20 protein-coding genes are annotated in these 26,976 nt (G+C 73.4%); 8 read left to right on the top strand and 12 right to left on the bottom strand.

Annotation, left to right across the window (positions count from 1 at the left end):
- Nucleotides 1–400 precede the first annotated feature (400 nt).
- On the bottom strand, nucleotides 401–1,240 hold the full coding sequence (locus tag ACSLTV_RS23075; RefSeq protein ID WP_432136336.1) for an inositol monophosphatase family protein: 840 nt from the start codon (nucleotides 1,238–1,240) through the stop codon (nucleotides 401–403).
- An 8-nt stretch (nucleotides 1,241–1,248) separates the two neighbouring features.
- Nucleotides 1,249–2,376 carry a ferrochelatase gene (locus tag ACSLTV_RS23070; protein ID WP_432136335.1) on the bottom strand — a complete coding sequence of 376 codons (1,128 nt, stop codon included), beginning with the start codon at nucleotides 2,374–2,376 and terminating at the stop codon, nucleotides 1,249–1,251.
- A 265-nt stretch (nucleotides 2,377–2,641) separates the two neighbouring features.
- Between ACSLTV_RS23070 and ACSLTV_RS23065 the strand changes: the two genes are divergently transcribed.
- The 3 genes from ACSLTV_RS23065 (at nucleotide 2,642) to sepH (ending at nucleotide 6,736) form a co-directional block, all read left to right on the top strand.
- Nucleotides 2,642–3,880 (top strand): MFS transporter, encoded by a 1,239-nt coding sequence (locus ACSLTV_RS23065; protein ID WP_432136334.1) that lies wholly within the window; start codon nucleotides 2,642–2,644, stop codon nucleotides 3,878–3,880.
- On the top strand, nucleotides 3,840–5,159 hold the full coding sequence (locus ACSLTV_RS23060) for a D-arabinono-1,4-lactone oxidase (protein WP_432136333.1): 1,320 nt from the start codon (nucleotides 3,840–3,842) through the stop codon (nucleotides 5,157–5,159). The genes ACSLTV_RS23065 and ACSLTV_RS23060 overlap by 41 nt, the downstream gene beginning before the upstream one ends.
- A 542-nt stretch (nucleotides 5,160–5,701) precedes the next feature.
- Nucleotides 5,702–6,736, top strand: a complete 1,035-nt coding sequence (gene sepH / locus ACSLTV_RS23055; protein ID WP_432136332.1) for a septation protein SepH — start codon at nucleotides 5,702–5,704, stop codon at nucleotides 6,734–6,736.
- 535 nt (nucleotides 6,737–7,271) lie between these two features.
- Here sepH and ACSLTV_RS23050 read toward each other — a convergent pair.
- The gene (locus ACSLTV_RS23050) at nucleotides 7,272–8,123 is read right to left on the bottom strand and encodes a sulfurtransferase (RefSeq protein WP_432157293.1); all 852 of its coding nucleotides are present in this window, start codon (nucleotides 8,121–8,123) and stop codon (nucleotides 7,272–7,274) included.
- A 297-nt stretch (nucleotides 8,124–8,420) separates the two neighbouring features.
- On the opposite strand from ACSLTV_RS23050, the gene ACSLTV_RS23045 reads away from it, so the two are divergent.
- On the top strand, nucleotides 8,421–9,230 hold the full coding sequence (locus tag ACSLTV_RS23045) for a VOC family protein (RefSeq protein WP_432136330.1): 810 nt from the start codon (nucleotides 8,421–8,423) through the stop codon (nucleotides 9,228–9,230).
- 4 nt (nucleotides 9,231–9,234) lie between these two features.
- Here ACSLTV_RS23045 and ACSLTV_RS23040 read toward each other — a convergent pair whose 3' ends face one another.
- Genes ACSLTV_RS23040 through ACSLTV_RS23025 form a run of 4 tightly spaced genes read right to left on the bottom strand, consistent with a single transcriptional unit; the run spans nucleotide 9,235 to nucleotide 14,632 of the window.
- Nucleotides 9,235–9,882 carry a thymidine kinase gene (locus tag ACSLTV_RS23040; protein WP_432136329.1) on the bottom strand — a complete coding sequence of 216 codons (648 nt, stop codon included), beginning with the start codon at nucleotides 9,880–9,882 and terminating at the stop codon, nucleotides 9,235–9,237.
- 48 nt (nucleotides 9,883–9,930) lie between these two features.
- Entirely contained in the window at nucleotides 9,931–11,121 is a 1,191-nt protein-coding gene (locus ACSLTV_RS23035) for an alkaline phosphatase family protein (protein WP_435612806.1), read from the bottom strand.
- Nucleotides 11,121–11,717, bottom strand: coding sequence for a DUF5998 family protein (locus tag ACSLTV_RS23030; protein WP_432157295.1), 597 nt, complete (start codon nucleotides 11,715–11,717; stop codon nucleotides 11,121–11,123). Before ACSLTV_RS23030 ends, ACSLTV_RS23035 begins: the two co-directional genes overlap by 1 nt.
- Before the next feature lie 41 nt (nucleotides 11,718–11,758).
- Nucleotides 11,759–14,632 carry a GNAT family N-acetyltransferase gene (locus tag ACSLTV_RS23025; protein ID WP_432157296.1) on the bottom strand — a complete coding sequence of 958 codons (2,874 nt, stop codon included), beginning with the start codon at nucleotides 14,630–14,632 and terminating at the stop codon, nucleotides 11,759–11,761.
- A 179-nt stretch (nucleotides 14,633–14,811) separates the two neighbouring features.
- Between ACSLTV_RS23025 and ACSLTV_RS23020 the strand changes: the two genes are divergently transcribed.
- The gene (locus tag ACSLTV_RS23020) at nucleotides 14,812–15,093 is read left to right on the top strand and encodes an HPr family phosphocarrier protein (RefSeq protein WP_435612805.1); all 282 of its coding nucleotides are present in this window, start codon (nucleotides 14,812–14,814) and stop codon (nucleotides 15,091–15,093) included.
- Nucleotides 15,094–15,339: 246 nt separating this feature from the next.
- On the opposite strand, the gene ACSLTV_RS23015 is transcribed toward ACSLTV_RS23020, so the two are convergent.
- The 4 genes from ACSLTV_RS23015 to ACSLTV_RS23000 form a co-directional block, all read right to left on the bottom strand.
- Nucleotides 15,340–16,032, bottom strand: coding sequence for a GntR family transcriptional regulator (locus ACSLTV_RS23015; RefSeq protein ID WP_432136324.1), 693 nt, complete (start codon nucleotides 16,030–16,032; stop codon nucleotides 15,340–15,342).
- A 236-nt stretch (nucleotides 16,033–16,268) separates the two neighbouring features.
- A complete protein-coding gene (locus tag ACSLTV_RS23010; RefSeq protein ID WP_432136323.1) occupies nucleotides 16,269–17,009 on the bottom strand; it encodes a M23 family metallopeptidase in 741 nt (246 codons plus the stop codon).
- Nucleotides 17,010–17,506: 497 nt separating this feature from the next.
- Nucleotides 17,507–18,895 (bottom strand): M16 family metallopeptidase, encoded by a 1,389-nt coding sequence (locus ACSLTV_RS23005; protein ID WP_432136322.1) that lies wholly within the window; start codon nucleotides 18,893–18,895, stop codon nucleotides 17,507–17,509.
- The gene (locus ACSLTV_RS23000) at nucleotides 18,892–20,292 is read right to left on the bottom strand and encodes a M16 family metallopeptidase (protein WP_432136321.1); all 1,401 of its coding nucleotides are present in this window, start codon (nucleotides 20,290–20,292) and stop codon (nucleotides 18,892–18,894) included. The genes ACSLTV_RS23005 and ACSLTV_RS23000 overlap by 4 nt, the downstream gene beginning before the upstream one ends.
- A 267-nt stretch (nucleotides 20,293–20,559) precedes the next feature.
- Here ACSLTV_RS23000 and ACSLTV_RS22995 point away from each other — a divergent pair, with 267 nt between their 5' ends.
- The gene (locus ACSLTV_RS22995) at nucleotides 20,560–23,019 is read left to right on the top strand and encodes a DNA gyrase/topoisomerase IV subunit A (protein ID WP_432136320.1); all 2,460 of its coding nucleotides are present in this window, start codon (nucleotides 20,560–20,562) and stop codon (nucleotides 23,017–23,019) included.
- Nucleotides 23,020–23,216: 197 nt separating this feature from the next.
- Here ACSLTV_RS22995 and ACSLTV_RS22990 read toward each other — a convergent pair whose 3' ends face one another.
- A complete protein-coding gene (locus tag ACSLTV_RS22990) occupies nucleotides 23,217–24,275 on the bottom strand; it encodes a CobW family GTP-binding protein (protein ID WP_435612804.1) in 1,059 nt (352 codons plus the stop codon).
- 236 nt (nucleotides 24,276–24,511) lie between these two features.
- Here ACSLTV_RS22990 and ACSLTV_RS22985 point away from each other — a divergent pair, with 236 nt between their 5' ends.
- Nucleotides 24,512–25,777: a citrate/2-methylcitrate synthase gene (locus ACSLTV_RS22985; RefSeq protein WP_435612803.1), complete on the top strand. Its 1,266-nt coding sequence runs from the start codon at nucleotides 24,512–24,514 to the stop codon at nucleotides 25,775–25,777.
- Between the two features lie 143 nt (nucleotides 25,778–25,920).
- Nucleotides 25,921–26,865: a sucrase ferredoxin gene (locus tag ACSLTV_RS22980; RefSeq protein WP_432136317.1), complete on the top strand. Its 945-nt coding sequence runs from the start codon at nucleotides 25,921–25,923 to the stop codon at nucleotides 26,863–26,865.
- Nucleotides 26,866–26,976 lie beyond the last annotated feature (111 nt).

Below are 26,976 nucleotides of genomic sequence, written 5' to 3'. Positions count from 1 at the left end.
GCACACCGTGCCGGACCACAGGGCGCGGCCCGCCACCCGCAGTGCACGACCACACAGCGCGGCCCGCCGACCCGGGTCGTGCCGGCTCCGGCACTGCACGGGCCCCGGACCATGCCGACCCGGGCACCGCCCGAAGGCACCCCTACCGCGCCGGACAACGCGGCGCGCCCCGGCGCCCCGTACCGTGCCGTCACCGGCACCGCGCGCGGCACACCGCGTTCGCTCGCCGCAGCCGCAGCCGCTCGCGGCCGTTCCCGGCCGTACCGGTCACTCTGGGCCGCCCCCACCGAGCCCGCCCCCACCGGGCGCGCCGGCCGGCCCGCGTCGGGACGGGACGGCCCTCGTCCCGCCCGTGCCGGAGCCGCCAGGGCCCCGGCCCTCCGGGGCGGCGGAGGCGGCCTCAGTCGTGCCAGGCCCCGAAGTCCTCCAGTAGCCGCTGGAGGGGCTCGTAGACGCCCGGAGACGCGGCGATGGCCAGGTCGCGTGAGGGGCGCTCTCCCGGGCGTCCACCGGTCAGGGCGCCCGCTTCCCGGGCGACGAGGTCCCCCGCCGCGAGGTCCCAGGGGTGCAGCCCGCGCTCGTAGTAGCCGTCGAGCCGGCCGGCGGCCACGTCGCAGAGGTCGATCGCGGCCGAGCCGCCGCGCCGGATGTCCCGCAGCAGCGGGATCAGCCTCCCGGCGATCTCCGCCTGGTGGGCTCGGACCTCGGCGACGTAGTTGAAGCCGGTGGAGACCAGCGCCTGGTCCAGCGGGGGCGCGGGGCGGACCGTGAGCCGGCGCTCGCCCTCCCAGGGGCCGGTGGCCCAGGCTCCGCCGCCGCGGACCGCCCGGTACGACTCGCCGCGCATGGGGACCTCGACCACGCCGACGACGGTCTCGCCGTCCTGCTCGGCGGCGATGGACACCGCCCAGGTGGGCAGGCCGTAGAGGTAGTTCACCGTGCCGTCGAGCGGGTCGATCACCCAGCGGACGCCGCTGGTGCCCTCGCTGGTCGCGCCCTCCTCGCCGAGGAAGCCGTCGTCCGGGCGCCGCTCGGCGATCAGGGTGGTGATCAGTTTCTCGGCGGCGACGTCCATCTCGGTGACCACGTCGACGGGGCTCGACTTGGTCGCGGCGACCGCGAGGTCGGCGGGGCGGCCGTCGCGCAGCAGGGCGCCGGCCCGGCGGGCGGCCTCCTGGGCGAGGGCGAGCAGTTCGGTGTGCAGGGAGTCGTGCGGGGAGTCGTGCAGGGGCTCGGTCACCGGGATCCTCACGCGTAGGGGCTGTCGGCGCCGGCGGCGGCCGGCTTGGGGGCACGGGACGGGCAGCAGCCGACGGGGCACAGGTCGTGGTCGGCGCCGAGCGTCCCGAGGGCGCAGCGGGTGACCTGCCGGCCGCGCTCGGTGGCGGCGCGCTCCAGGACCAGGTCCCGGATCGCGGCGGTGAAGCGCGGGTCGTCGCCGACGGTGGCGGAGCGACGCATCGGCAGGCCCAGTTCCCCGGCCTTCGCCTTCGCCTCGGTGTCGAGGTCGTAGAGGACCTCCATGTGGTCGGAGACGAAGCCGATGGGCGCGATGACCACCGCCGGAGCACCCGCGGCGTGCCGCTCCTCCAGGTGGTCGCAGATGTCGGGCTCCAGCCACGGGATGTGCGGGGCGCCGGAGCGGGACTGGTAGACCAGTCGCCAGGGGTGGTCGACGCCGGTGCGCTCACGGACGGCGTCGGCGATCAGGCGGGCCACCTCCAGGTGCTGCCTCACGTACGCGCCGCCGTCGCCGTGGCCCTCGACCGGACCGGAGGTGTCGGCGGCGGCGGTCGGGACGGAGTGGGTGGAGAAGGCGATGTGGGCGCCGTCGCGGACGTCGTCGGGGAGGTCGGCGAGCGACCGGAGCACGCCGTCGATCATGGGTTCGACGAAGCCGGGGTGGTTGAAGTAGTGCCGCAGCTTGTCGACGCGCGGCAGCCGCAGCCCCTCGGCCTCCAGGGTCGCCAGCGCGTCGGCCAGGTTCTCCCGGTACTGCCGGCAGCCGGAGTACGAGGCGTAGGCGCTGGTGGCGAGGACCAGGATGCGGCGGCGGCCGTCGGCGACCATCTCGCGCAGCGTGTCGGTGAGGTACGGGGCCCAGTTGCGGTTGCCCCAGTAGACCGGCAGGTCCAGGCCGTGGTCGGCGAAGTCCTTGCGCAGGGCCGCCAGCAGGGCGCGGTTCTGGCCGTTGATGGGGCTGACCCCGCCGAACCCGAAGTAGTGCTGCCCGACCTCCTCGAGGCGTTCCTTGGGGATGCCGCGCCCGCGCGTCACGTTCTCCAGGAACGGGACCACGTCGTCCGGGCCTTCGGGGCCTCCGAAGGAGAGCAGGAGCAGGGCGTCGTAGGGGCTGGCTTGGAGCGCGTCTGGCATGCCTCGATCCTGCCACCCGCCACCGACAGCCCGGAAACGGCGGGGCGGCGGGCCCGGGTCCGCCGGGGACGGCGGTGGGCGTCGACCTGACGGGCGCGGGGGAGGCCCCGAAAACCCGGTGCGTGCGGACGGCCCGGCCCGTAAGCTATGTCGGCCGCCTTCGCACCTTACGAGGCGCTCTCGTTCACTCGAACGAGTCATCCCTGTTCACGCCGGGCCGTGCCGCCGGTCGTCCGCGCGTGACCGGAGCCGACCGGAGACGCCCGTGCCCAGCCCCTACCGCGCTCTGTTCGCCGCACCCGGCACCAGGGCGTTCTCCGCCGCTGGGCTCCTCGGGCGGATGCCGCTGTCGATGATGGGCATCGGCGTGGTCACGATGGTCTCCCAGCTCACCGGGCGCTACGGCCTGGCGGGCGCCCTGGCGGCGACCATCGCGCTCGCGGCGGCGGCGGTGGGCCCGCGGATCTCCCGTCTGGTGGACCGGCGCGGCCAGCGCCGGGTGCTGCGGCCGGCGACCCTGGTCGCGCTCGCCGCGGCGGCCGGGCTGCTGCTGAGCGCCCACTTCGGCTCGCCGGACTGGGTGCTCTTCGTCTGCGCGGCGGGGATCGGCTCGGTGCCCAGCGTCGGCGCGATGGTCCGCGCACGCTGGGCGGCCCTGTACCGGGGCACTCCGCACCTGCACACCGCGTACTCCTTCGAGTCCGTGGTGGACGAGGTGTGCTTCGTCTTCGGGCCGATCATCTCCATCGGCCTGTCCACGGCCTGGTTCCCGGAGGCGGGCCCGCTGCTGGCGGCCTGCTTCCTCGCCGCCGGCGTCTTCTGGCTGACCGCACAGCGGGCCACCGAACCGGTCCCCCACCCGCGCGAGCAGCGCGGCGGTGGTTCGGCGCTGCGCTCGCCCGCCCTGCGGGTGCTGGTGGCCACCTTCACCGCGACCGGGACCATCTTCGGGGCCGTCGACGTCGTGACGGTGGCCTTCGCCGACGAGCGCGGCCACAAGGGGGCCGCGAGTGTGGTCCTGGCGCTGTACGCGGCGGGCTCCTGCGCGGCCGGTGCGGTGTTCGGCCTGCAGCGGTTCGCGGGAGCGCCGGAGCGCCGCTGGCTGCTGGGCGTGTCCATGATGGCCATGAGTATGATCCCCCTCCTACTGGTCGGAAACTTGCCGCTTCTGGCCGTGGCGCTCTTCGTTGCGGGGCTGTCCGTCGCACCCACGATGATCACGACGATGTCCCTCATCGAGGAGCACGTACCACGCGCGCGACTGACCGAGGGCATGACCTGGGTGAGCACCGGGCTCGCGGTCGGTGTCGCGCTCGGTTCCTCGGTCGCCGGTCGGGTGATCGACGCCGCCGGCGCGCGGGCCGGGTACGGGGTTCCGGCGGTGGCCGGAGCCGTCGCGGTGGCGGTGGGTTTCCTGGGGTACCGCCGGCTCAGCAGGCCGGCTCCGGCTCGGGGAGGCACCGTTGAGCAGCACGACGAGCGTCAGGAACGGCACATGGCGTAACTGGGGAGGCAATGTCGTCGCCCGCCCCGCGCGGGAGGTCGAGCCCGCCTCCGTGGAGGAACTGGCCTCGGAGGTGCGGCGGGCCGCCGAGGACGGTCTCAAGGTGAAGGCGGTCGGCACCGGCCACTCCTTCACCTCCATAGCCACCACGGACGGGGTGTTGATACGCCCTCAACTGTTGACCGGTATCCGCGCCGTCGAACGGGAGACCATGACGGTCACGGTCGAGGCCGGCACCCCGCTCAAGCGAGTCAACGTGGCTTTGGCGCGCGAGGGCCTGTCGCTGACCAACATGGGCGACATCATGGAGCAGACGGTCTCCGGTGCCACCAGCACGGGCACGCACGGCACGGGCCGGGATTCCGGCTCGTTGGCCGCACAGGTCAAGGGGCTCGAACTGGTCACGGCCGACGGCTCGGTCATGACCTGCTCGGCCGAGGAGAACCCGGACGTCTTCGCGGCCGCGCGGATCGGCCTCGGCGCCCTCGGCGTCATCACCGCGATCACCTTCGCCGTGGAGCCGCTCTTCCTGCTCACGGCACGGGAGGAGCCGATGCCGTTCGAGAAGGTGCTCGCCGATTTCGACGAGCTGTGGGCCGAGAACGAGCACTTCGAGTTCTACTGGTTCCCGCACACCGGGAGCACCAACACCAAGCGCAACAACCGCAGTGCGGGTCCGCGTCGGCCGGTGGGGCCCGTGGCGGGCTGGCTCGAGGACGAGTTCCTCTCCAACGGCGTCTTCCAGGCGGCCCAGTGGGTCGGCCGGGCGGTACCCGCCACGGTGCCGGCGATCGCCCGGATCTCCAGCAGGGCCCTGTCCGCGCGCACCTACACCGACATCCCCTACAAGGTGTACACATCGCCGCGCCGGGTGCGGTTCGTGGAGATGGAGTACGCCGTGCCCCGGGAGGCGGTCACCGAGACGCTGCGCGAACTGAAGGCGACGGTCGACCGCTCGGGGCTGCGGATCAGCTTCCCGGTCGAGGTGCGCACCGCGCCGGCCGACGACATCACCCTGTCCACGGCGTCGGGCCGCGACAGCGCCTACATCGCCGTCCACATGGCCAAGGGCACGGCCTACCAGGCGTACTTCACCGCGGCGGAGCGCATCTTCACCGCGTACGAGGGCCGCCCGCACTGGGGCAAGGTGCACACGCGCGACGCCGAGTACTTCGCCTCCGTCTACCCCCGCTTCGGCGAGTTCACGGCACTGCGGGACCGGTTGGACCCGAACCGCCTGTTCCAGAACGACTACTTGCGCAGGGTGCTCGGGTCGTAGCGGGCGGGCGGGTCACGAATCCGCTCGCCCGTGCGCTGGAAGAGGTGTCGGAACGCCGCCGGTCGCCGGAGCAGGACCGGCACCTCAGAAGCCGTCAACGTTGATCAACCACCCGCACCGGGAGGGGGCGCGCGAACGAAATCACCGGTTCCGCTTGGGTGGTTCGCGTGAAGTGCACCACGTTCAAGATCGCCGAACCCCCGAGGGGGCGGCCAAGTCGCGGCCCTTGCCAGAAGTTGGGCGGCGTGCCAATCCACGCACCTGGCCCAAATGGAGTACTGTTGCGAGCCCTGGGTCCGGTCTCCCGTCAGGGTGTCCGGAGCCTGCCTGAACCGCCAAGAGGGGGCTCGTTGCACAGGGTGACAGGCTTGGTCACTTAGCGTGGCCAAGAGGTAACCGTGCCATAACGGCGATCCAGGGCCCGCGCCCGACACGCCGGGCAACTCGGCAAGGTTGTGGCAGGCTGCACCCGGGCAGGCCACACTCGACTAGCGGAAGCAGCGACGCACGTGACGTCGGCAGGCACCACCCGGGAGGTCCCCATGCCCGAACTGCGTGTCGTGGCCGTCTCGAATGACGGCACACGGCTGGTGCTGAAGGCTGCGGACAGCACGGAGTACACGCTTCCGATCGACGAACGGCTCCGCGCCGCCGTGCGCGGCGACCGTCCCCGCCTCGGCCAGATCGAGATCGAGGTGGAGAGCCATCTCCGCCCCCGCGACATCCAGGCCCGCATACGAGCCGGCGCGACTGCCGAAGAAGTCGCGCAGATGGCGGGCATCCCCGTCGACCGCGTACGCCGCTTCGAGGGCCCCGTGCTGGCCGAGCGCGCCTTCATGGCCGAGCGGGCCCGCAAGACCCCGGTGCGACGGCCCGGCGAGAACGCAGGACCGCAGCTCGGCGAGGCCGTCCAGGAACGGCTGCTGCTGCGCGGCGCCGAGAAGGACACCGTCCAGTGGGACTCCTGGCGGCGCGACGACGGCACCTGGGAGGTGCTGCTGGTCTACCTGGTCGCGGGCGAACCGCACTCGGCGAGCTGGACCTACGACCCGCCCCGGCGGCTCGTCCAGGCCGTCGACGACGAGGCGCGGTCACTGATCGGCGAGTCCGACGACCTCGCCGCGCCGGAGCCCAGCTTTCCGTTCGTGCCGCGTATCGCGCGGTTGCCGCGCGACCGGCCGCTGGACCGCTCCCTCGACCGCGAGCGGCCGAGCCTGCCCGCGCAGGCCTCCGAACCGGCCGAGGAGAGCGGCGAGCGCGAGCGGGACTCGCTGACCAGTCTGCTGGAGGCGGTGCCGAGCTTCCGGGGCGACCTCGTCGTACCCGAACGTCCGGCGGAGACGCCGGAGGAGGCCGTCGAGGAACCGGAGGCCGAGGAGCCCCCCGCGCCCGCGGCGTCCGCCGGCTCCGCCTACGCGGACGTCCTCATGCCGCGCTCCGTCGGCAGCCACCGCGACCGCCTGATCGGCTCCACCGACCGCCAGGCCGAGGCCGACGGCGTCCGGCCCGGCCGCCGGGCGGCGGTGCCGAGCTGGGACGAGATCGTCTTCGGCACGCGGCGCAAGAAGCAGGAGTAGGAGCGGACCGTACGACGAGGCCGGTGAGGGACGCGTCCACCGGCGCGCCCCTCACCGGCCTCGTCGCGCCGCGCCTCGCCGCCCACCGGTCACCCTGCCCCGGCACGGCGCGGGGCTGTCGCCACGAGAGCGGGCCGCTCGCCGGCATCGGCTCGAAGGCGGTCGGCGCGGCGTCCGCCAGGCACCCGGGTCGTCGGCAGCGGCCCAAGACGGTCGGGTCCGCATGCCCACGTACCGCGCCGAAAACGGCTGACGGCCGTGCAATCGGCCTCCGCCGGCACCGGATCGCCGGCAGCGGCCGAATGCGGTCGGGACGGCAGCCGACGTACCGCGCCGCGCCGACAGCGGCTGACGGCCGTGGAAACGGCCTTGGCGGGCGCCCGGCTGACGCCACGTCGGAAGCCGGCCGACTCCGCCCTGACGGGTCGCCGGAAGCCGTGCCGGCCTCCGGGCGCACCGCGCGGGAAGACGCGCCGGTCCGTTCGAGAACGCCGTACCACCCCTTCGCCGGGCACCCAGCCCATGCCGCGCCCCGCTACTGCGGATCCGGCCCCACGGCCACCGGCCGCGACGGGTCCGAGGACCACTCGGACCAGGAACCGACGTACAGCGCCGCCGGGATTCCCGCCACGGCCAGTGCCAGCACCTCGTGTGCGCCGGAGACACCCGAACCGCAGTAGACGCCCACCGCGGTGTCGTCGGTGGCGCCCAGCGCCTTGAAGTGGGACCTGAGGTCCGGGGCGGGGAGGAAGCGGCCGTCCGGACCCACCGTGTCGGTGGTGGGTGCGGAGACCGCGCCCGGGATGTGCCCGCCGACACGGTCGATCGGCTCCACCTCGCCGCGGTAACGCTCCCCCGCGCGCGCGTCGAGGAGGATTCCGGACCGGGCCAGCGAGGCCGCCCCGTCCGCGTCGAGCAGCCCCCCGGGCACCGGCTCGGGCTCGAAGTCCCCCTCGGCGGGCGTCGGGACGTCAACGGAGCGTTCGCCCCGCCACGCCGGCAACCCGCCGTCGAGGACCCGCACGTCCGGGTGACCCGTCCAGCGCAGCATCCACCAGGCGCGGGCCGCCGCCCACCCCTGACCGCCGTCGTAGACGACCACGGGCCGCGCCGCGGAGACGCCCGCCCGGCGCATCACGGCGCCGAACTCCGCCAGGTCGGGCAGCGGATGCCGGCCCGCCGCACCCGGGGAGCCCGCCAACTCCCGGTCCAGGTCGACGTAGACGGCGCCCGGGACGTGGCCGGCCGCGTAGGCCGCGCGTCCGTCGAAGGGCGGCTCACCGGCCGCCTTGGCCAGGCTCAGCTGCCAGCGGACGTCGAGCAGGACCGGCGGGTTCACCCCGGTCAGTTCGCTCGCGAGTTCGGTCGCGGAGATGATGGCGTTCATGGCCACCATCCTCGCGCACGGGGTGGCCCCGCCGCCCGTGTCCGGCTACTCTGCTCCGCCGGACAGGCCCGATCACGAGGCGTACTGGTTCGAGCACATGCAGTACCGCCGACCGACATCCGTCGGCAGACGCGCGGAAACGGACGGGTAACCACACATCGGGCATCCTCCGATCGCAGACCGCCGTACGGGCGGCGCGCCCGGGACGTGTGGCACCACCGGGGGTGCGAGCATCTGCACGGGGGCTGCAGGGCGGAAGCGACACGGCCACCGCGAGGGGCCGAGGAGAGAGTGACGATGACCGAGGCACGTGGGTCGGCCGGCCGCGACGGCGAAGCGCACGCCCGGTACGCGCCCGGCACACCCTGCTGGGTGAGCCTGATGGTGCACGGGCTGACGACCACCCAGGAGTTCTACGGCGAACTGTTCGGGTGGACCTTCCGACCCGGTCCGCAGCAACTCGGCACCTACGTGCGGGCGGTGCTCGACGGCCATGAGGTGGCCGGTATCGGCCAACTTCCCCCGGACCGTCATCTGCCCGTCGCCTGGACCCCGTACCTGGCCTCGGACGACGTGGACGCGACCGCCGACGCGGTGCGGCTGTGCGGTGGGACCGTCGGTGTCGGCCCCCTGGAGGCCGCCGACGCGGGACGCCTGGCGATCGGCTCCGACCCGTGCGGCGCCGTCTTCGGCATCTGGCAGGCGGGGGTCCACGTGGGCACCCGGGTCACCGGCGTGCCGGGCACGCCCGTGTGGAACGAGCTGCTGACCTACGACACGGCGGGCGTCGTCAAGTTCTACGAGACGGTGTTCGGCCACGAGTGGCGGAAGGAGGCGGAGGCGTCCGCCGACTTCGACCAGGTGACCCTGCGCATCGACGGCCGGCCGGTGGCCGCCGTGCACGGCATGGGCGCCGCGCTGCCGCGCGACCGGGGACCGCACTGGCTCACGTACTTCGAGGTCGCCGACGCGGACGCGGCCCTGGCCCGGGTCACCGAGCTGGGCGGCCATGTGATCACGCCGGTCCGGGACAGCGGCCACGGGCGCGTGGCGATCGTCTCCGACCCCGAGGGAGCGCGTTTCGCCCTGATCCAGGACCCGGCCTGAGGCCTCAGGCCCGCTGCACCGGCAGAACGTCCGGGGAGAGGGCCGCCGCGCGGGCCGAGGCGGCGGTCATCCGGCGGCGGTGGTGGCGGCGGCACAGCACCTCGTAGCCGACGGCGTCGGCCTGGTTGACGTCCCCCACGACGACCTGTGCGCCCTCCACCACCATGACCCCACCCACCGTACGGGCGTTGTGGGTGGCACGGGCCCCGCACCAGCACAGGGCCTCCACCTGGAGGACCTCGACGCGGTCGGCGAGTTCGACGAGGCGCTGGGAGCCGGGGAACAGCTTGGAGCGGAAGTCGGTGGTGATACCGAAGGCGTAGACGTCGATGCCCAGGTCGTCGACCACGCGCGCGAGCTGGTCGATCTGCTCCTCCGCGAGGAACTGCGCCTCGTCGGCGATGACGTAGTCGGCTCGGCCGCCCCGGGAGAGGTGGTCGACCAGGTAGACGTAAAGGTCCTGGCCGTCCCCGACCTCCACGGCGTCGGTGACCAGGCCGAGCCGGGAGGACAGCTTCCCCTGGCCCGCGCGGTCGTCACGGGTGAAGATCATGCCCTGCAGGCCGCGCGCGGAGCGGTTGTGCTCGATCTGGAGAGCCAGCGTCGACTTCCCGCAATCCATGGTTCCGGAGAAGAACACCAGCTCGGGCATGAGGGGGTGAGCACCTTTCGGCAGGGGCGAGCGAGGACGCGGGGGCGTTCAGGAGCGTACTTCGAGCAGGGGGACCAGCTGCTCGTCGGGGGTCATGGAACCGTGGTTGCCGACCATGGCGGACTCCTTCGGCTCCCGTTCCGAGGCGATGATCAGCACGTCGTCGCAGGCGGCGGCGACCACGTCGCCGATGCGCGCGTACACGCGGTCGTCGACGTGCGGTCCGAACCAACCCGCCGCGATCGCCTCGTCCCTGGAGGCGACCCAGAACTGCTCGCCCAGCACCTCGCGCCAGCAGGTCAGCACGTCGCCCTCGGCGCCCGGCAGCGCGTAGACGTGGCGGGCGCGGCCCTCGCCGCCGAGCAGGGCGACGCCGGCGCGCAGTTCCCAGTCCAGGTCGAAGTCGAGGCGGTGCTCCTCGTCGAAGGGCACGTCGATCATGCCGTGGTCGGCGGTGACGTAGAGCGCGCTGCGCGGGGGCAGCTGCTCGGCCAGGCGCTGGACGAGCCGGTCGACGTACATGAGCTGGCCGCGCCAGGTGTCGGAGGCGACGCCGTAGCGGTGGCCGGCGCCGTCGAGTTCGGCGTAGTACGTGTAGACGAGGGCGCGGTCGGCGGCGGCGAGCTGCTCGGCGGCGAGGTCCATGCGCTCCTCCCCGGTCAGCCGGCCGTGGAAGGTCCCGCCGCTGAGCGCGATCTTGGTGAGCGGTGTGTTCGCGAAGGCGGGAGAGGAGACCTGTGCGGCGTGCACGCCCGCGTCGTGGGCGAGCTGGAAGACCGTGGGGTACGGCTGCCAGGCGTCCGGCGCGGTCCACGGCTGCCAGCGCAGCTGGTTCATCAGCTCGCCGGTCGCCGGATCGCGCACGGTGTAGCCGGGCAGGCCGTGGGCGCCCGGGGGCAGGCCGGTGCCGACGGAGGCGAGGGACGTCGCGGTGGTCGCCGGGTAGCCGGCGGTGATCGGGCGGCCGGTGCCGCCGCGGGAGCCGGACAGCAGCGAGGTCAGGTAGGGCGCCTCATCCGGATGGGCGCGCAGTTGCTCCCAGCCGAGGCCGTCGATCAGGAAGACGCAGGCCCGGTCGGTTCCGGTCAGCTCGGGGATGGCCGGGGTGACGCCGGGGACGCCCATGCCGGCCGCCAGGGTGGGCAGCAGGTCGGCGAGGGAGCCGCTGCCGTAGGCGGGCACCGGCGCGGAGGCCACGGTGAGCGGTTCGGCGTGCTCCCAGGGGGCGGGCTGTGCCATCAGCGCGTGAGGTCCGCGGTCGCCTCGGACAGCGACTGCGCGAAGGCGAGCGCCTGGCGGACCGTCTCCGGGCCGTCACCGGCCTCGCTGACGCGCAGGCTGAGGTCGTCGGCCGTGGAGTTGCCGGTGTAGCCGTGGTCGGCGTCGCAGTTGGGGTCACCGCAGGCGGCCGGTTCCAGGTCGATGCGGGAGACGGCGCCCCAGCCGATGGTCAGCACGACCTCGCGCGGGAGGGTGCCCGGCGTGTACGACTCCGGGTTGGCGACCACGCGGCTGACGACGACCGACGAGATGCGGTCGAGCTTCACGGACTCCGTCGAGGTGGTCGCGTACGGCGTCGGGGAGGTGCTGTCGGCGGCCTGCTCGTCGGTGTGGCTGACGATGAACCGGTTGGCGGTGAGGACCAGCACGGTCACGTGCCGGCGCACCTCGTTCTGGTCGAACGTGGTCTCCTGGTGGACCAGGTACGACCGCATGGGCTCGCCGCCCACGGCGGCCTCCACCGCCTCGGCCACGAGGGCCGGGTAGTAGCCGCTGCGTTCGATCGCCGCACGCAGCCCCTGGGTCGTCGTACTGGTCTTGGCCATGCCGTCCATCCTACGGGGACCCGCTGACTGCGAGGGACCGCTCGCGCCGCTCAGTACAGCGGGAGGGTGCGCGGGCCGAGGTCGTCGCGGGCGGGGGGCGGGGCCAGCCGTACCGAGGCGCCGAGGACGGTGAGGCCGTGGGGGGCGACGACGACCGGTTCCAGGGTGACGGCCACGACCTCGGGGTGGTCGTCGACCAGGCGGGACACGCGCAGCAGCAGTTCCTCCAGGGCGGGGGTGTCGACGGGGGTGGAACCGCGCCAGCCGAACAGCAGGGGCGCGGTGCGGATCGACCGGACGAGCGAGGTGGCGTCGCGGTCGGTGACCGGGATCAGGCGGTGGGCCATGTCGTCGAGGAGCTGGGAGGCGGCGCCCGCGAGGCCGAAGGAGAGCACGGCCCCGGCCGCCGGGTCGATCACGGCGCGTACGACGGTGTCGACACCGCGCGGAGCCATCGCCTGGACTACCGGACGCAGCTCCTGCGGCGGCCCGAACAGCTCGGTCAGCTCTCCGTACGCGCGGCGCAGCTGGTCCTCGTCGGCGAGGTCGAGCCGTACTCCGCCCAGGTCGGCGCGGTGGCGCAGGTGCGGGGCGGTGGCTTTCAGGGCGACCGGGTAGCCGAGGCCGGCGGCGGCCCGTGCGGCGTCGTCGGGGGTGCGGGCGAGGACCGCCGGGCGGACCTCGATGCCGTAGTGGCCCAGCAGGTCGCGGGTGGCGTCGGTGCCGAGGGTGAGGCCCTGTCCGCGTGCCAGCAGGCCGTGGATCAGCCGTGCGGCGCCCTTCTCGTCGATGTCCTCGTACTCGGGCACCCTGCCGGGCTCGGCGGCCTCGCGCCGCCACTGCGCGTACTTGACGGCCTCGGCGAGCGCGCGCACCGCGCGTTCCGCGGCGGGGTAGGCGGGGATGAGGCGGGGGGCGGGCCGGTCGGACCCGGCGGTCGGCTGCGGGTCGGCGGCCGCGGCGGGCGGACCTTCCGTGGCCGGCTGCGGGGTCCGGTGGGAGTCGTGCCGGGGCACGGCGGTCGGCTGTCGGTCGGGCAGGGGCATGCCCGGCCGGGTGGCCGGGGGCGCGGTGCTCGCGGCCGCGGAGAGCGCGCCGGCCAGTCCGCCCAGCTCCACGTGGACGACCAGGACCGGCTTGCCCGGCACGGCCTCGGCCGCCGAGCGCAGCGCCTCCGCGAGTTCCGCGTCGTCCGGCGACGCCTCGCCGATGGCGGGGATCGCCGTCACCACGACCGCGTCGCACGTGTCGTCGGCCAGCGCGTGCGCCAGCGCCGCGTGGAAGTCTCCGGCCGACGCCTGGGTGGTCAGGTCCCGCGGGGGCTGCGGTCGCAGCCCGGCGGAGAGGCAGGCGTCGTAGGTGAGCACGCCGAGGGACTCGGAGTTGCCGAGGATGGCCACGCGCGGCCCGCCGGGCAGGGGCTGCCGGGCGAGCAGCAGGCCGGTGTCGACGAGTTCGGTGATGGTGTCGACGCGCAGCACCCCGGCCTGCCCGAGCAGGGCGGACACGGTGCCGTGCGGCAGCCGCGTGGCCCGCACGGCGTGGCCCTGGGGCGCGGCGCCCTGGACGACGACGAGGGGTTTGACGGCGGCGGTGCGCCGGGCGAGGCGGGTGAACTTGCGCGGGTTGCCGATGGACTCCAGGTACATCAGGGCGACGTCGGTGTCCGGGTCGTCGTACCAGTACTGCAGGACGTCGTTGCCGGAGACGTCCGCGCGGTTGCCGGAGGAGACGAAGGTCGACACACCCGTGACGCCGGTGACGCCGCCGCCGCGCCGGTGCAGCCGGGACAGCAGGGCGATGCCGATGGCGCCGGACTGGGCGAACAGGCCGATGCGGCCGGGGCGGGGCAGCTCGGGTGCGAGGGAGGCGTTCAGCCGCACCTCGGGCGAGGTGTTGATGACGCCGAAGGAGTTGGGGCCGAGGATGCGCATGCCGTACGCGCGCGCGTGGCGGACCAGGGCGCGCTGGCGCTCACGGCCCTCGGGGCCGCTCTCGGCGTACCCGGCGGAGACCACGACCAGGCCTTGGACGCCGTGCTCGCCGCACTCGGTGACGACGTCGGGCACGCGCTCGGCGGGGACGGCGACGACCGCGAGGTCGACCGGGCCGTCGATCTCGCGCACGGAGCGGCGGGCGGGTACGCCGTCGAGTTCCGCCAGGTCGGCGGGGAAAGCCTTGTTCACGGCGTACAGGCGCCCGGTGTAGCCCGCGTCCTTGATGTTGTCGAGGATGCCGCGACCGACGCCGCCGGGTGCGCGGCCGGTGCCGACGACGGCGACCGAGCCGGGCATCAGCAGGCGCCGTACGGAGCGGCCCTCGGCGCGCTGCTCCCGCGCGCGCTGCACGGCGAGGGAGCGCTCGGTCGGTTCGAGGTCGAACTCCAGGCGTACGACGCCGTCCTCGAAGCTGCGCTTCTGGGTGTACCCGGCGTCCGTGAACACCTTGATCATCTTGGTGTTGGCGGGGAGCACCTCGGCGGCGAAGCGTCGGATGTCGCGCTCGCGGGCGACGGCCGCGATGTGCTCCAGGAGCGCGGAGGCGACACCGCGGCCCTGGTGCGCGTCCTGGACGAGGAAGGCGACCTCGGCCTCGTCGGCGGGCGCGGAGGCGGGCGTCCCGTCGGCGCCGATGCGGTCATAGCGTACGGTGGCGATGAACTCGCCGCCGATCGTGGCCGCGAGTCCCACCCGGTCCACAAAGTCGTGGTGCGTGAAGCGGTGGACGTCCTTGGCGGACAGGCGCGGGTAGGGCGCGAAGAAGCGGTAGTACTTCGACTCGTCCGAGACCTGCTCGTAGAAGCTGACCAGGCGCTCGGCGTCGTCGACGGTGATCGGGCGAATGCGCGCGGCACCGCCGTCGCGCAGCACCACGTCGGCTTCCCAGTGGGCGGGGTACTCCTGCCGGTCCGTCGCGCTCTGCATGGGGCCCAGAGTACGGCTCGCGTACGACAACGGCGCGAGGCAGTCTGTGGAGGACGCTCGTCGGGCCGAGGCCGCGGCCCGACGGTCACCGCCGGGGGGGCCACAGGACCCCTCCGGGCACGCGTCACGATGTGGAACACTGGTCTAGACAACCCTGAGAAACTGAAGGGCAGCATCACATGGCTGAGCGCCGCGTCAACGTCGGCTGGGCCGAGGGCCTCCACGCCCGCCCCGCTTCCATCTTCGTCCAGGCCGCCACGGCCGCAGGGGTCCCCGTGACGATCGCCAAGGCCGACGGCACCCCCGTCAACGCGGCCTCCATGCTGGCCGTGCTCGGCCTGGGCGCCCAGGGCGGCGAGGAGATCGTCCTCACCTCCGACGCCGAGGGCGCGGACGCGGCCCTCGACCGTCTGGCGAAGCTGGTCTCCGAGGGGCTGGAGGAGCTTCCCGAGACCGTCTGAGTCCGCCCGGGCACCGTTCCCGGCGTCTCACGCGACACCTGTCGCAGCGCGCGAAGCCGCGTCGCCCTGTCCGGCGGCGCGGCTTCGCCGTTTTCCGTACGGTCGGATGAAATCCGGGGCGCATGCTTCAAGACCTGGCCGCACGGGCACGCGAAAAGGGCGCGACCGTGAATTCACGGGGCGCACCGAAAAGGCAGCGGGAATACCCGCCCACCGAATATCTCTTCTTTGTATACGGTGCTCGTGTTAATGCCGCAGGCCGGGGATGTTTACGGCATGTTGCGAAGTCCTCACACGGTCCGCGCGGTCACCGCCCGGAAAGCGCAGCCGGTGCGCCGGGTGGGTGCGCTCGGTGTGCAGCGCCGTGAGCGCCCGCGCCCGCTCCCCGTCGCCGCGCGCCACCGCGTCCACGATCGCACCGTGCTCCGCCCAGGAGTCCACCGGACTGGCCGGCGCCTCCACCGTGTACATCCAGGCGATCTTGTGGCGCAGCTGGGTGAGCGTCGAGGTCAGGGCGTGGCTGCCGGTGGCCTGGGCGAGCGTCTCGTGGAACCAGCCGCCCAGGGAGCGCAGATCGTCGCTGCTGCCGCGCCTGGCGCGCTCCTGGCCCAGCCGGACGAGGCCGCGCAGGACCTTCAGGTGCGCCTCGGTGCGCCGCTGGGCGGCCCGGGAGGCACCGAACGGCTCCAGGAGCATCCGCATCTCCAGCAGATCGGCGGCCTCCTGCTCGGTCGGTTCCGCCACGCACGCTCCCGCGTGGCGCCGGGTGACGACGAACCCCTCCGCCTCCAGGGTGCGCAGTGCCTCGCGCACGGGGACGCGCGAGACGCCGTAGCGGCGGGCCAGGACTTCCTCGGTGAGCCGGCTGCCGCGCTCGTGGACACCCGCGACGATGTCGTCCCGGATGGCCGTGCACACCGAGTGCGCCGGAATGCGCATGACCGACCTCCGCATTAATCCCCGTGAAACGTCGACGATTGACGTGTGGTGAGCGACTCTAATGCAATGGACGGCAATATCCGATGGCAGCCCGGAATCCAGGGATATTTTTTGGACAACAGGCCCCGTGAAACGGCGAAAGCCCCGGCTCGATGAGCCGGGGCCGTACGTCCTGTCGTGCGTCTCGGACGGTCCGTGCTGTCGTGCGTCTCGGACGGTCCGGCCGGTCGTGGTCGTCAGACAGCGACGCCGTGCTTGCGGAGATAGGCGACGGGGTCGATGTCCGAGCCGTACTCGGGGGTGGTGCGGGCCTCGAAGTGGAGGTGCGGTCCGGTGACGTTGCCCGTGGCGCCGGACAGGCCGATCCGCCGGCCCGGGGCGACCTGCTCGCCGACCGCCACGCCGATGGACGACAGGTGGCCGTACTGGGTGTACGTGCCGTCGTTCATCCGGATCACGACCTGGTAGCCGTAGGCGCCGCCCCAGCCCGCCTCCACGACGGTCCCGAGGCCGACCGCGTGGACGGGTGTGCCGCTCGCGGCGTGGAAGTCGATGCCGGTGTGGCTGCCCGAGGACCACAGGGAGCCGCCGGAGCGGTAACCCGTGGAGACGTAGGAGCCGTTGACCGGCGACACGAAGGCGTTCAGGCGCCGGCGCTCGGCCTCACGGGCGGCGCGCGCCGCGGCTTCCCGCTCGGCCTTGGCCTTGGCCGCCGCCTTCTGGCGGGCCACCTCGGCCTCGGCGGCCTGCCACTGGGCCGTGGCCTGGTCGTCGATCTGCTCGGCGACATCGTCGTTGACCGTGAGGACGGGGGTCAGCCCGGTCTGCTCGGCGGAGGTCTCCGCGGCGAGCGCGGGGGTGGTCACGGTGGCCATGACGCCGGTGGTGGTGAGCGCCGCGATGCCCGCCGCGCGGGCGGTGGTGCGCTGCATCCGGCTGGGGCGACGGTGCTTCCCGGTGGCGCAGTTGAACGCCATATGGTCGAGCGGTCCTTTCCTTCCGTCTCGCCTACCGGGTTAGCGGTGGGGGTACCCCCAGGCCCTTCGGGCACAGGGGGAGGGTTCGGAGCAGGAAGGTCTCCTACGGGCCCCTCGCGACACGCGCGGGCGCCCGATGCACCCCAGGGACGACTGCGTTGGGTCCCCGGCTCCCCTGGCTCGCGCCGTACGGGGACTCGGCGATGACTGTCCGGTGCCGCGGGTGCGGCGCACTGCCTGACGAACAGCCCGGACGACGCTAGAGGCGGTGACCTTCGATTCCCAAACGGATGCGGACTTTTGTAGCGCATGCCACAGGGCAGACGGGCAACCTCTCCCCCAATTCGGACATCCGGACCTCTGGTATCCGAACTCCGGGCATCCGCCCCTCGGATATCCGGAGCTCGGGTGTCAGGACGGCGTGGGGCCCTGGTGTCGTCTCCGCCGCCAGGGCCCCCGCACACGCGCGTACGGCGGTGTCGCCGCTCGGCAGGGAGCTACTCGGCGGGCACGACCTTCACCGCGCCGATTCCCAGGGCCTCCACCGGCTCCTTGATCTGCGCGGCGTCGCCCACGAGGACGGTCACCAGCCGGTCCACCGGGAAGGCGCTCACGGCCGCCGCGGTGGCCTCGACCGTGCCGGTGGCGGCGAGCTGCCGGTAGAGCGTCGCCTGGTAGTCGTCGGGCAGGTGCTGCTCGACCTGGTCGGCGAGCGTGCCCGCGACGGCGGCGGCGGTCTCGTACTTCAGCGGGGCCACCCCGACGAGGTTCTGCACGGCCACGTCGCGCTCGGCGTCGGTGAGGCCGCCCGCTGCGAGGGTGCGCAGCACCGTCCACAGGTCGGCGAGGGCCGGTCCGGTGTTCGGGGTGTCGACCGAGCCGCTGATGGCGAGCATGGCGGCACCGGAACCGTCGGGCGCGGAGCGCAGCACCTGGGCGAAGGAGCGCACCCCGTACGTGTAGCCCTTCTCCTCGCGCAGCACACGGTCCAGGCGCGAGGTGAGGGTGCCGCCCAGGCAGTACGTGCCGAGCACCTGGGCGGGCCACACCCGGTCGTGCCGGTCGGGGCCGACCCGGCCGATGAGCAACTGGGTCTGCACGGCACCGGGACGGTCCACGATGATCACGCGGCCGGTGTCGTCCGCGGTCACCGGTGGCACCGGCCGGGGCTCGCCGGCCGAGCCGGTCCAGGTGCCCAGGGTGTCACCGAGGAGCCCGGCGAGGTCGACCCCGGTGAGGTCGCCGACCACGACGGCCGTGGCCGTGGCGGGCCGGACGTGCCGCTCGTAGAAGGCGCGGACCGCGGACGAGTCGATCGCCTCGACGGTCTCGGCGGTGCCCTGCCGGGGCCGGGACATGCGCGCGGTCGCCGGGAACAGCTCCCTGGACAGCTCCTTGGCGGCCCGCCGGGAGGGGTTGGCCAGCTCGTGCGGGATCTCGTCGAGGCGGTTGCGCACCAGGCGCTCGACCTCGCTGTCGGCGAAGGCGGGCGCCCTGAGGGCGTCGGAGAGCAGCCCGAGCGCCTTGTGCAGCCGGGAGACCGGCACTTCCAGGCTGAGGCGGACGCCCGGGTGGTCGGCGTGCGCGTCGAGGGTCGCCCCGCAGCGTTCCAGTTCGGCGGCGAACTCCTCGGCGGAGTACTTGTCGGTGCCCTCGGAGAAGGCCCGCGCCATGATCGTGGCGACGCCGTCGAGGCCGGCCGGCTCGGCGTCCAGCGGCGCGTCGAGGAGGACCTCGACGGCGACGAGCTGCTGGCCGGGGCGGTGGCAGTGCAGGACGGTCAGGCCGTTGCCGAGCGCGGTGCGCTCCGGGGCCGGGAACGCCCACGGCCTGGCCTCGCCGGCCTGGGGCCGGGGGTGGAAGTCCATCGTGGCGAGCTCGGTCACTTGGCGCTCTCCTGGGTCTCGTCGGCTTCCACGGTGGCCGCGGACTCCGGGTCTTCGGTGCCCGCGACGTCCTCGGCGGTCTCGACGTGCTGCGGGGCGAGCGGCTCGTAGACGAGTACCGCGCGGTTGTCGGGGCGCAGGCGGGCCTGGGCGACCTCCCGCACCTCCTGCGGGGTGATCTCCAGCACGCGCCGGACAGCGGTCAGGGCGAGCTGCGGGTCGCCGAACAGCACCGCGTACCGGCACAGTTCGTCGGCGCGGCCGGCGACCGTGCCGAGCCGGTCCAGCCATTCGCGCTCCAGCTGGGCCTGGGCGCGCTCCATCTCCTCGGCGGTGGGGCCCTCCTCGGCGAACCGGGCCAGCTCCTCGTCGACGGCGGCCTCGATCACCGGGACCTCGACGTCGCCGGAGGTCTTCACGTCCAGCCAGCCCAGCGAGGGCGCGCCGGCCAGGCGGAGCAGGCCGAAGCCGGCCGCGACGGCGCTGCGGTCGCGGCGCACCAGCCGGTTGTACAGGCGGGAGGACTCGCCGCCGCCGAGGACGGTCAGGGCGAGGTCGGCCGCGTCGCACGCGCGCGTGCCGTCGTGCGGCAGCCGGTAGGCGGCCATCAGGGCGCGCGCGGGCACCTCCTCCTCGACGACCTCGCGCAGCTGCTCGCCGATGACCTCGGGCAGCGAGCCGTCGCGCGGGGCGGGCTTGCCGTCGTGCGCGGGGATGGAACCGAAGTACTTCTCGATCCAGGCGAGGGTCTGCTCGGGGTCGATGTCGCCGACGACGGACAGGACGGCGTTGTTGGGCGCGTAGTACGTACGGAAAAAGGCGCGCGCGTCCTCCAGGGTCGCCGCGTCCAGGTCGGCCATCGAACCGATCGGCGTGTGGTGGTAGGGGTGGCCGTCGGGGTAGACCAGGGCGGTCAGCTTCTCGAAGGCGGTGCCGTAGGGGACGTTGTCGTAGCGCTGGCGGCGCTCGTTCTTGACGACGTCGCGCTGGTTCTCCATGGACTCGTCGTCCAGGGCGGCCAGCAGGGAGCCCATGCGGTCGGCCTCCAGCCAGAGGGCGAGCTCCAGCTGGTGGGCCGGCATGGTCTCGAAGTAGTTGGTCCGCTCGAAGCTGGTGGTCCCGTTGAGCGAGCCGCCGGCGCCCTGCACCAGCTCGAAGTGTCCGTTGCCCGTCACCTGGGCGGAGCCCTGGAACATCAGGTGCTCGAAGAGGTGAGCCAGACCGGTACGCCCCTTGACTTCGTGGCGCGAGCCGACGTCGTACCAGAGGCACACCGCGGCGACCGGGGTCAGGTGGTCCTCGGAGAGCACCACGCGCAGGCCGTTGGCCAGGCGGTGCTCGGTCGCTGTCAGGCCCCCGGAGCCTGCCTGGGCTGTGGCCGTGTGACCCATGGGCATGTACGTCCCTTCGATCGCGGACGCGGTCGTCGAACCGCGGATTTCCTGCCGGTCCTGTCACTGTATGCAACCGTGCGGACAGTCGGCGAAGTTCCCGCCGGACGTACGCCGAAAGCGGATCGCGTAGCCTTCAGGCAGCCGCGGGGAGGTGATCCCGCGTGCGGGACCGGGGCGGTCGCGATCGGGTCCGTGCCCGTCCTGTCAGTGCCACGGTCCACAATGGTCCGCGTCAGATCCCGTCACGCTTCAGCAAGGAGCCAGGCAGCGATGGCCCGCCGCAGCACGAAGACCCCGCCGCCCGACGACTCGTACGAGGAGAAGATCCTCGACATCGACGTCGTCGACGAGATGCAGGGCTCCTTCCTTGAGTACGCGTACTCGGTCATCTACTCCCGCGCCCTGCCGGACGCCCGGGACGGGCTCAAGCCCGTCCACCGCCGCATCGTCTACCAGATGAACGAGATGGGGCTGCGCCCCGACCGCGGCTATGTGAAGTGCGCGCGCGTGGTCGGCGAGGTCATGGGCAAGCTGCACCCGCACGGCGACGCGTCGATCTACGACGCGCTGGTGCGGATGGCGCAGCCCTTCTCCATGCGGGTGCCGCTCGTCGACGGCCACGGCAACTTCGGTTCCCTGGGCAACGACGACCCGCCGGCCGCCATGCGGTACACCGAGTGTCGCCAGGCCGCCGCCACCAGTCTGATGACGGAGTCGATCGACGAGGACACCGTCGACTTCGCGCCGAACTACGACGGCCAGGAGCGGGAACCGGTGGCGCTGCCCGCCGCGTTCCCGAACCTGCTGGTCAACGGCTCGTCCGGGATCGCCGTCGGCATGGCGACGAACATGCCGCCGCACAACCTGGGCGAGGTCATCGCCGCCGCCCGCCATCTGATCCGCTACCCGAACGCGGATCTCGACGCGCTGATGCGGCACATCCCCGGCCCCGACCTGCCCACCGGCGGCCGGATCGTCGGCCTGTCCGGCATCCGTGACGCCTACGAGACGGGCCGCGGCACGTTCAAGATCCGCGCCACGGTGTCGATCGACAACGTGACCGCGCGCCGCAAGGGCCTGGTGGTCACCGAACTGCCCTTCGCCGTCGGCCCCGAGAAGGTCATCGCCAAGATCAAGGACCTGGTCGGGTCCAAGAAGATCCAGGGCATCGCCGACGTCAAGGACCTCACCGACCGCGAGCACGGCCTGCGTCTGGTCATCGAGATCAAGAACGGCTTCGTCCCCGAGGCGGTCCTGGAACAGCTCTACAAGCTGACGCCCATGGAGGAGTCCTTCGGCATCAACAACGTGGCGCTGGTGGACGGCCAGCCGCTCACGCTGGGTCTGAAGGAGCTGCTGGAGGTCTACCTCGACCACCGCTTCGACGTGGTGCGCCGCCGCAGCGAGTTCCGCCGCGGCAAGCGCCGCGACCGGCTGCACCTGGTGGAGGGCCTGCTGACCGCCCTCGTCGACATCGACGAGGTGATCCGGCTGATCCGCTCCAGCGAGAACAGCGCGCAGGCCAAGGAGCGCCTGATGGAGCGCTTCTCCCTGTCGGACGTGCAGACCCAGTACATCCTGGACACACCGCTGCGCCGCCTGACCAAGTACGACCGCATCGAGCTGGAGGCGGAGAAGGACAGACTCACCGAGGAGATCGCCGAGCTGACCCGGATCCTGGAGTCGGACGCGGAGCTGCGCAAGCTGGTCTCGGCGGAACTGGCTTCGGTGGCCAAGAAGTTCGCCACCGAGCGGCGCACGGTCCTGCTGGAGTCCTCCGGCGCAACGGCCGCCGCGGTGCCGCTCCAGGTCGCCGACGACCCGTGCCGGGTACTGCTCTCCTCGACGGGCCTGCTGGCGCGTACGGCGACCGGCGAGCCCTTCACGGTGGACGAGGGCGCCCGGCGGACCAAGCACGACGTGATCGTCTCGGCGGTGCCGGCGACCGCGCGCGGCGAGGTCGGCGTGGTCACCTCGTCGGGCCGGCTGCTGCGGGTCGACGTCGTCGACCTGCCGCAGCTGCCGGAGACCGCGGCGGCACCGAACCTGTCGGGCGGCGCTCCCCTGGCGGAGTTCATGTCTCTGGAGGGCGACGAGACGGTGGTCTGTCTGACCACGCTCGACGAGTCGTCGCCGGGTCTGGCGCTGGGCACCGAGCAGGGCGTGGTGAAGCGGGTGGTGCCCGACTACCCGGCCAACAAGGACGCGCTGGAGGTGATCACCCTCAAGGAGGGCGACCGGATCGTCGGCGCGGTGGAGCTGCGCACCGGCGAGGAGGATCTGGTCTTCATCACGGACGACGCACAACTGCTGCGCTACCAGGCGGCGCAGGTGCGTCCGCAGGGCCGCCCGGCGGGCGGTATGGCGGGCATCAAGCTCGCCGACGGCGCGAAGGTCATCTCGTTCACGGCGGTCGATCCGGCGGCCGACGCGGTGGTGTTCACGGTGGCCGGCTCGCGCGGCACGCTGGACGACTCCGTGCAGACCACGGCCAAGCTGACCCCGTTCGACCAGTACCCGCGCAAGGGGCGGGCCACCGGCGGTGTGCGCTGCCAGCGGTTCCTGAAGGGCGAGGACTGCCTGGCCCTCGCCTGGGCGGGTGCGACGCCGGCGCGCGCCGCGCAGAAGAACGGCACCCCGGCCGAGCTGCCGGAGATCGACCCGCGCCGTGACGGCTCGGGCGTGTCGCTGCCGAAGACGGTGTCCGTGGTGGCGGGGCCGGTCTCCTGACCGGACCCGTTGCCGACATCCCGTGGCCCGTGGCCCGCGCCTCGTCCGGAGGGGCGGGCCACACGGCGTCCGGCCAGGGGCATCGCCGGGTGAGGTTCCGGTGCACACCGGGGGTACGCGGACGGCCCGGCGGCTGAGCGCCGGGCCCTGCGTCGCGGTGCGGGAGGGGTGCGCGCGGGACCCCTCCGCCCGGCTCTTCAGGCCGGCCGTTCCCTGGGCTCGTCCTCGGGGTCGCGTACGTAGCGCAGGATGCCCCACATGGCGTGCTCGTCGGCGTGCGGGGCGTCGGCCTCGCACGCCCGCAGTTCCTCGGCGAGCGCGTCGGTGCGGATGTCGGAGCCGATGAGGACCAGTTGGGTGGAGGGCGCCTCGGCACCCGGCCACGGCTCGGGGTAGAAGCGCAGGAAGCGTCCGACGGCGTGCACGGCGTACCGGTTGCGGATGTCGTGCGGCCCGAAGTCGACGTAGCCCTTGATCCGGTACAGCCCGTCGGGCCGGCTGTCGAGGAATCCCATCAGCCGGCGCGGGTCGAGGGGCCGCCCGGACACGAAGGACAGGCTGTCGTACCCGGTGTGGAGATGCCCGGCGTGGCTGTCCTCGGTGTGTTCGTGCAGGTCGTCGAAGGAGAGCTGGCCGACGCGCTCCTCGGCCGGCCGGCAGTCGAACAGGAACTCGGGGTCGATCCGGCCGTAAGTGGCGGGGACGACGGCCGCGCCGTCGGCCAGGGACCGCACGAGGGCGAGGATCCGCTCGCCGTCCGCCGCCCGGTCGAGTTTGTTGACGACCACCAGGTCGGCGAGCGCGAGGTGCCGGTCGATCTCGGGGTGCCGGGAACGGGTCGCGTCGAACTCGGCGGCGTCGACGACCTCGACCAGCCCGCCGTAGACGACACCGGGGTGCTCGCTGGCCAGGAGCATGCGGACGAGTTCCTGCGGCTCGGCCAGTCCGCTGGCCTCGACGACGATGATGTCGATCCCGGAGGAGGGGCGGGCCAGCCGCTCCAGGTAGACGTCCAGCTCGGTGGCATCGACTGCGCAGCACAGACAGCCGTTGCCGAGGGAGACGGTGGAGTCGCCGAGAGCGCCGGCGACGGCCATGGCGTCGATCTCGATCGCGCCGAAGTCGTTGACGATGGCGCCGATCCGGCTTCCGCCGCTGCGGTGGAGCAGATGGTTGAGCAGGGTCGTCTTGCCGGAACCGAGGAATCCGGCGAGCACGACGACCGGGATCTGCTGCGGGCTGTGGCGCTGCGCCAACGTGCGACCTCTCTCCCCCTGCGCGTACGCCGGCCCACGGCCGGGCGCACGACCGCTGAATTCCGTGCCGACCCAGGATAGGAGCCGGCCGTGGAGGCACCACGCGGTGGACGGTCGTCGGCCGCGCTTGCACAGGGAACGGTCGTCAGCCGCGCTTGCGCGGCCGACGACGGCCAGGGGCGCGAGCGGCCCGTGGGCGGGAGTCCACGCCGGTGTCCTGTGGATACCGTGACCCCATGCGTGATCAGGAATCCGGCCCCGGCCACCCCGAACGTCGGCTGACCACCAAGGAGGCCGCCGAACTGCTCGGCGTGAAGCCCGAGACCGTGTACGCGTACGTCAGCCGCGGGCAGCTCAGCAGCCGCCGGGTGCCCGGCGGCCGGGCCTCCACCTTCGACGCCGGTGAGGTGGCGGCGCTGGCCCGGCGCAACCGGCGGGAGAGTGCGGCGCCCGCGGGCTCCGGCGGCGAGCTGTCCGTGCGCACCCGCGTCACCCTGATCGACCAGGACCGGTACTACTACCGGGGCGTCGACGCGACCGAGCTGGCGACCCGTCACTCCTACGAGGAGGTCGCGGAGTGGCTGTGGACCGACAGGCTGCGGCAGGGCGCCGCCTTCACCGCTCCCGAGGCCGCCGTGGCGGTGGCCCGCCGTGCCGTCGAGGCACTGCCCGGCCACACCGGCCCCATCGACCGGCTGCGGGTCGCCGCCATCGCCGCCGGGGCGGCAGACCCGCTGCGTTTCGACCTCTCCGAGCGCGCGGTGCTCGGTACCGCGCGGGCCCTCATCCCCACCCTGGTGGCAGCGCTGCCGCCGCAGGGTTCCGTTCCCCGGGACGACGGGGGCCCGCTGGCCCGGCGGCTGTGGGGGCGGCTCAGTGGCCGCCCCGCCGACGAGGCTTCGCTGCGCGTCCTGGACACGGCCCTCGGCCTGCTCGTCGACCACGACCTGGCCGCTTCGACGCTCGCCGTCCGGGTGGCCGCGTCGGCCAGGGCGCACGCCTATGCGGCGGTCTCCGCCGGACTGGGCGTCATCGAGGGCCCCCTGCACGGGGCGGCCGGCGGCCTGGCGCACCGGATGCTGCTGGAGGTCCTCGACCGGGGCGACGCGGCCCCCGTGATCGCGGAGGAGCTCCGGGCCGGACGGCGCATCCCGGGTCTGGGCCACCACCTCTACCGGGGTGAGGATCCACGCGCGCGTAGGCTGTTCGCCCTCCTGGCGGAGATCCCGCGGGCCGAGCCCGCCCTCGCCGCGGCGCGGGACGTCGTCGCCACGACCGCCCGCCACGCCCCGTTGCACGCCAACGTGGACCTGGCGCTCGCCGTGCTGACCGCGTCGTCGGGCATGCCGTCGACGGCGAGCGAGACGATCTTCGCCGTCGCCCGCACGGCCGGCTGGATCGCCCACGCTCTGGAGGAGTACGGGGAGCGGCCCCTGCGGATGCGACCGAGCGGGCACTACGTCGGTCCGCGGCCACCGCGGCCGCTGCCGTCGCCGGAGTAGTCCGCGCACGGCCGTTCCTTTGCGGGGCCGGGCGCGCCGTGCGCCGGGGACGGGTCGCACCACCGAGGGAGCCGGGCCGCGCGGAGGAGGACACACCGCCCTCGGGGCGCCACCACGCGCCAAGTCAGGTTAGGCTCACCTGTGTGAGTACGTGCGCGACCGTCTCGCGGGACCTCGACGAGCCCGTCTCCGGAACCGCGGCCACGGCGAGGACCTGGATCCTGCTGGAGCAGCCCGGCCCCTGGGGTGCCGAGGCGCTGGTGTCCAGCCATCTCGACCCGGCGGTCGGCCGCGCCCTGAAGAGGGCCGTCAAGGGCACCGGGGTGCGGATCGCGCTGATCCGACGGCCCGGCCGTCACGCGGACGTCGGTGCCCCATCCGTACGCCGGGTGTTCGCGGCGCACACCGTGCCGGGCCGGGTCTGGCTGCGCACCGCCACGACCGCTGACCCGCGCCGGTTGCTGGACCTGGACTTCCGCGCCCTGGAACGGGGCGACCACCGCTCCTTCGACGCCGCGCTCGGCGCCCGCGCGCACACCGGCGGCCCGCTCGCCCTGGTGTGCACCAACGGCAAGCGGGACCGCTGCTGCGCCCTCCTGGGCCGCCCGCTCGCGGCGGAGCTGGCCGACTCGGGCGAGGAGGGCGTCTGGGAGGTCACCCATCTGGGTGGTCATCGCTTCTCCCCGACCGTGCTCGTCCTGCCGTACGGGTATGCGTACGGCCGCGCCGAGGCGCGCACCGTCGTGGAGGCGCTGCGGGGCGCGCGCGAGGGCCGGATCGTCGTCGACGCGTGCCGCGGCGGCTCGGCGTGGGAGCGGCCCGGACAGGCGGCCGAGCTGGCCGTGCGCACGGCGGTCGGCGAGTACGCGGCCGAGGCGCTCAGCGTCGTCCGCACGGTCGGTGAGGCGCCTCGCTGGGAGGTGACCGTCGCTCACCTGGACGGACGCCGGTGGCGGGTCCTGGTGGCCCACGGCGCGTCGCTGCCGCCCCGCCCGGAGAGCTGCGGGGCGTCGGTCCTGGGCTCGCCCGCCCGTGTGGAGGTCGTCGAGGTGCGCGAGCTGACACCGGCGACAGCCCTGGCGAGCTGACGCGCTCACGATCGCGGTATTCACCATCGTCGTAATCACGATCGCGGCATCCACGATGGAGGCACAGCCACAGGCGGTCGCCCCGCCCCCGAGCGGTCAACGCGACGATCC

Origin of the sequence: Streptomyces sp. bgisy159 (assembly GCF_965341775.1) — a bacterium.
Taxonomy (GTDB): Bacteria; Actinomycetota; Actinomycetes; order Streptomycetales; family Streptomycetaceae; genus Streptomyces.
This window is presented reverse-complemented; position numbering and strand designations above follow the sequence as displayed.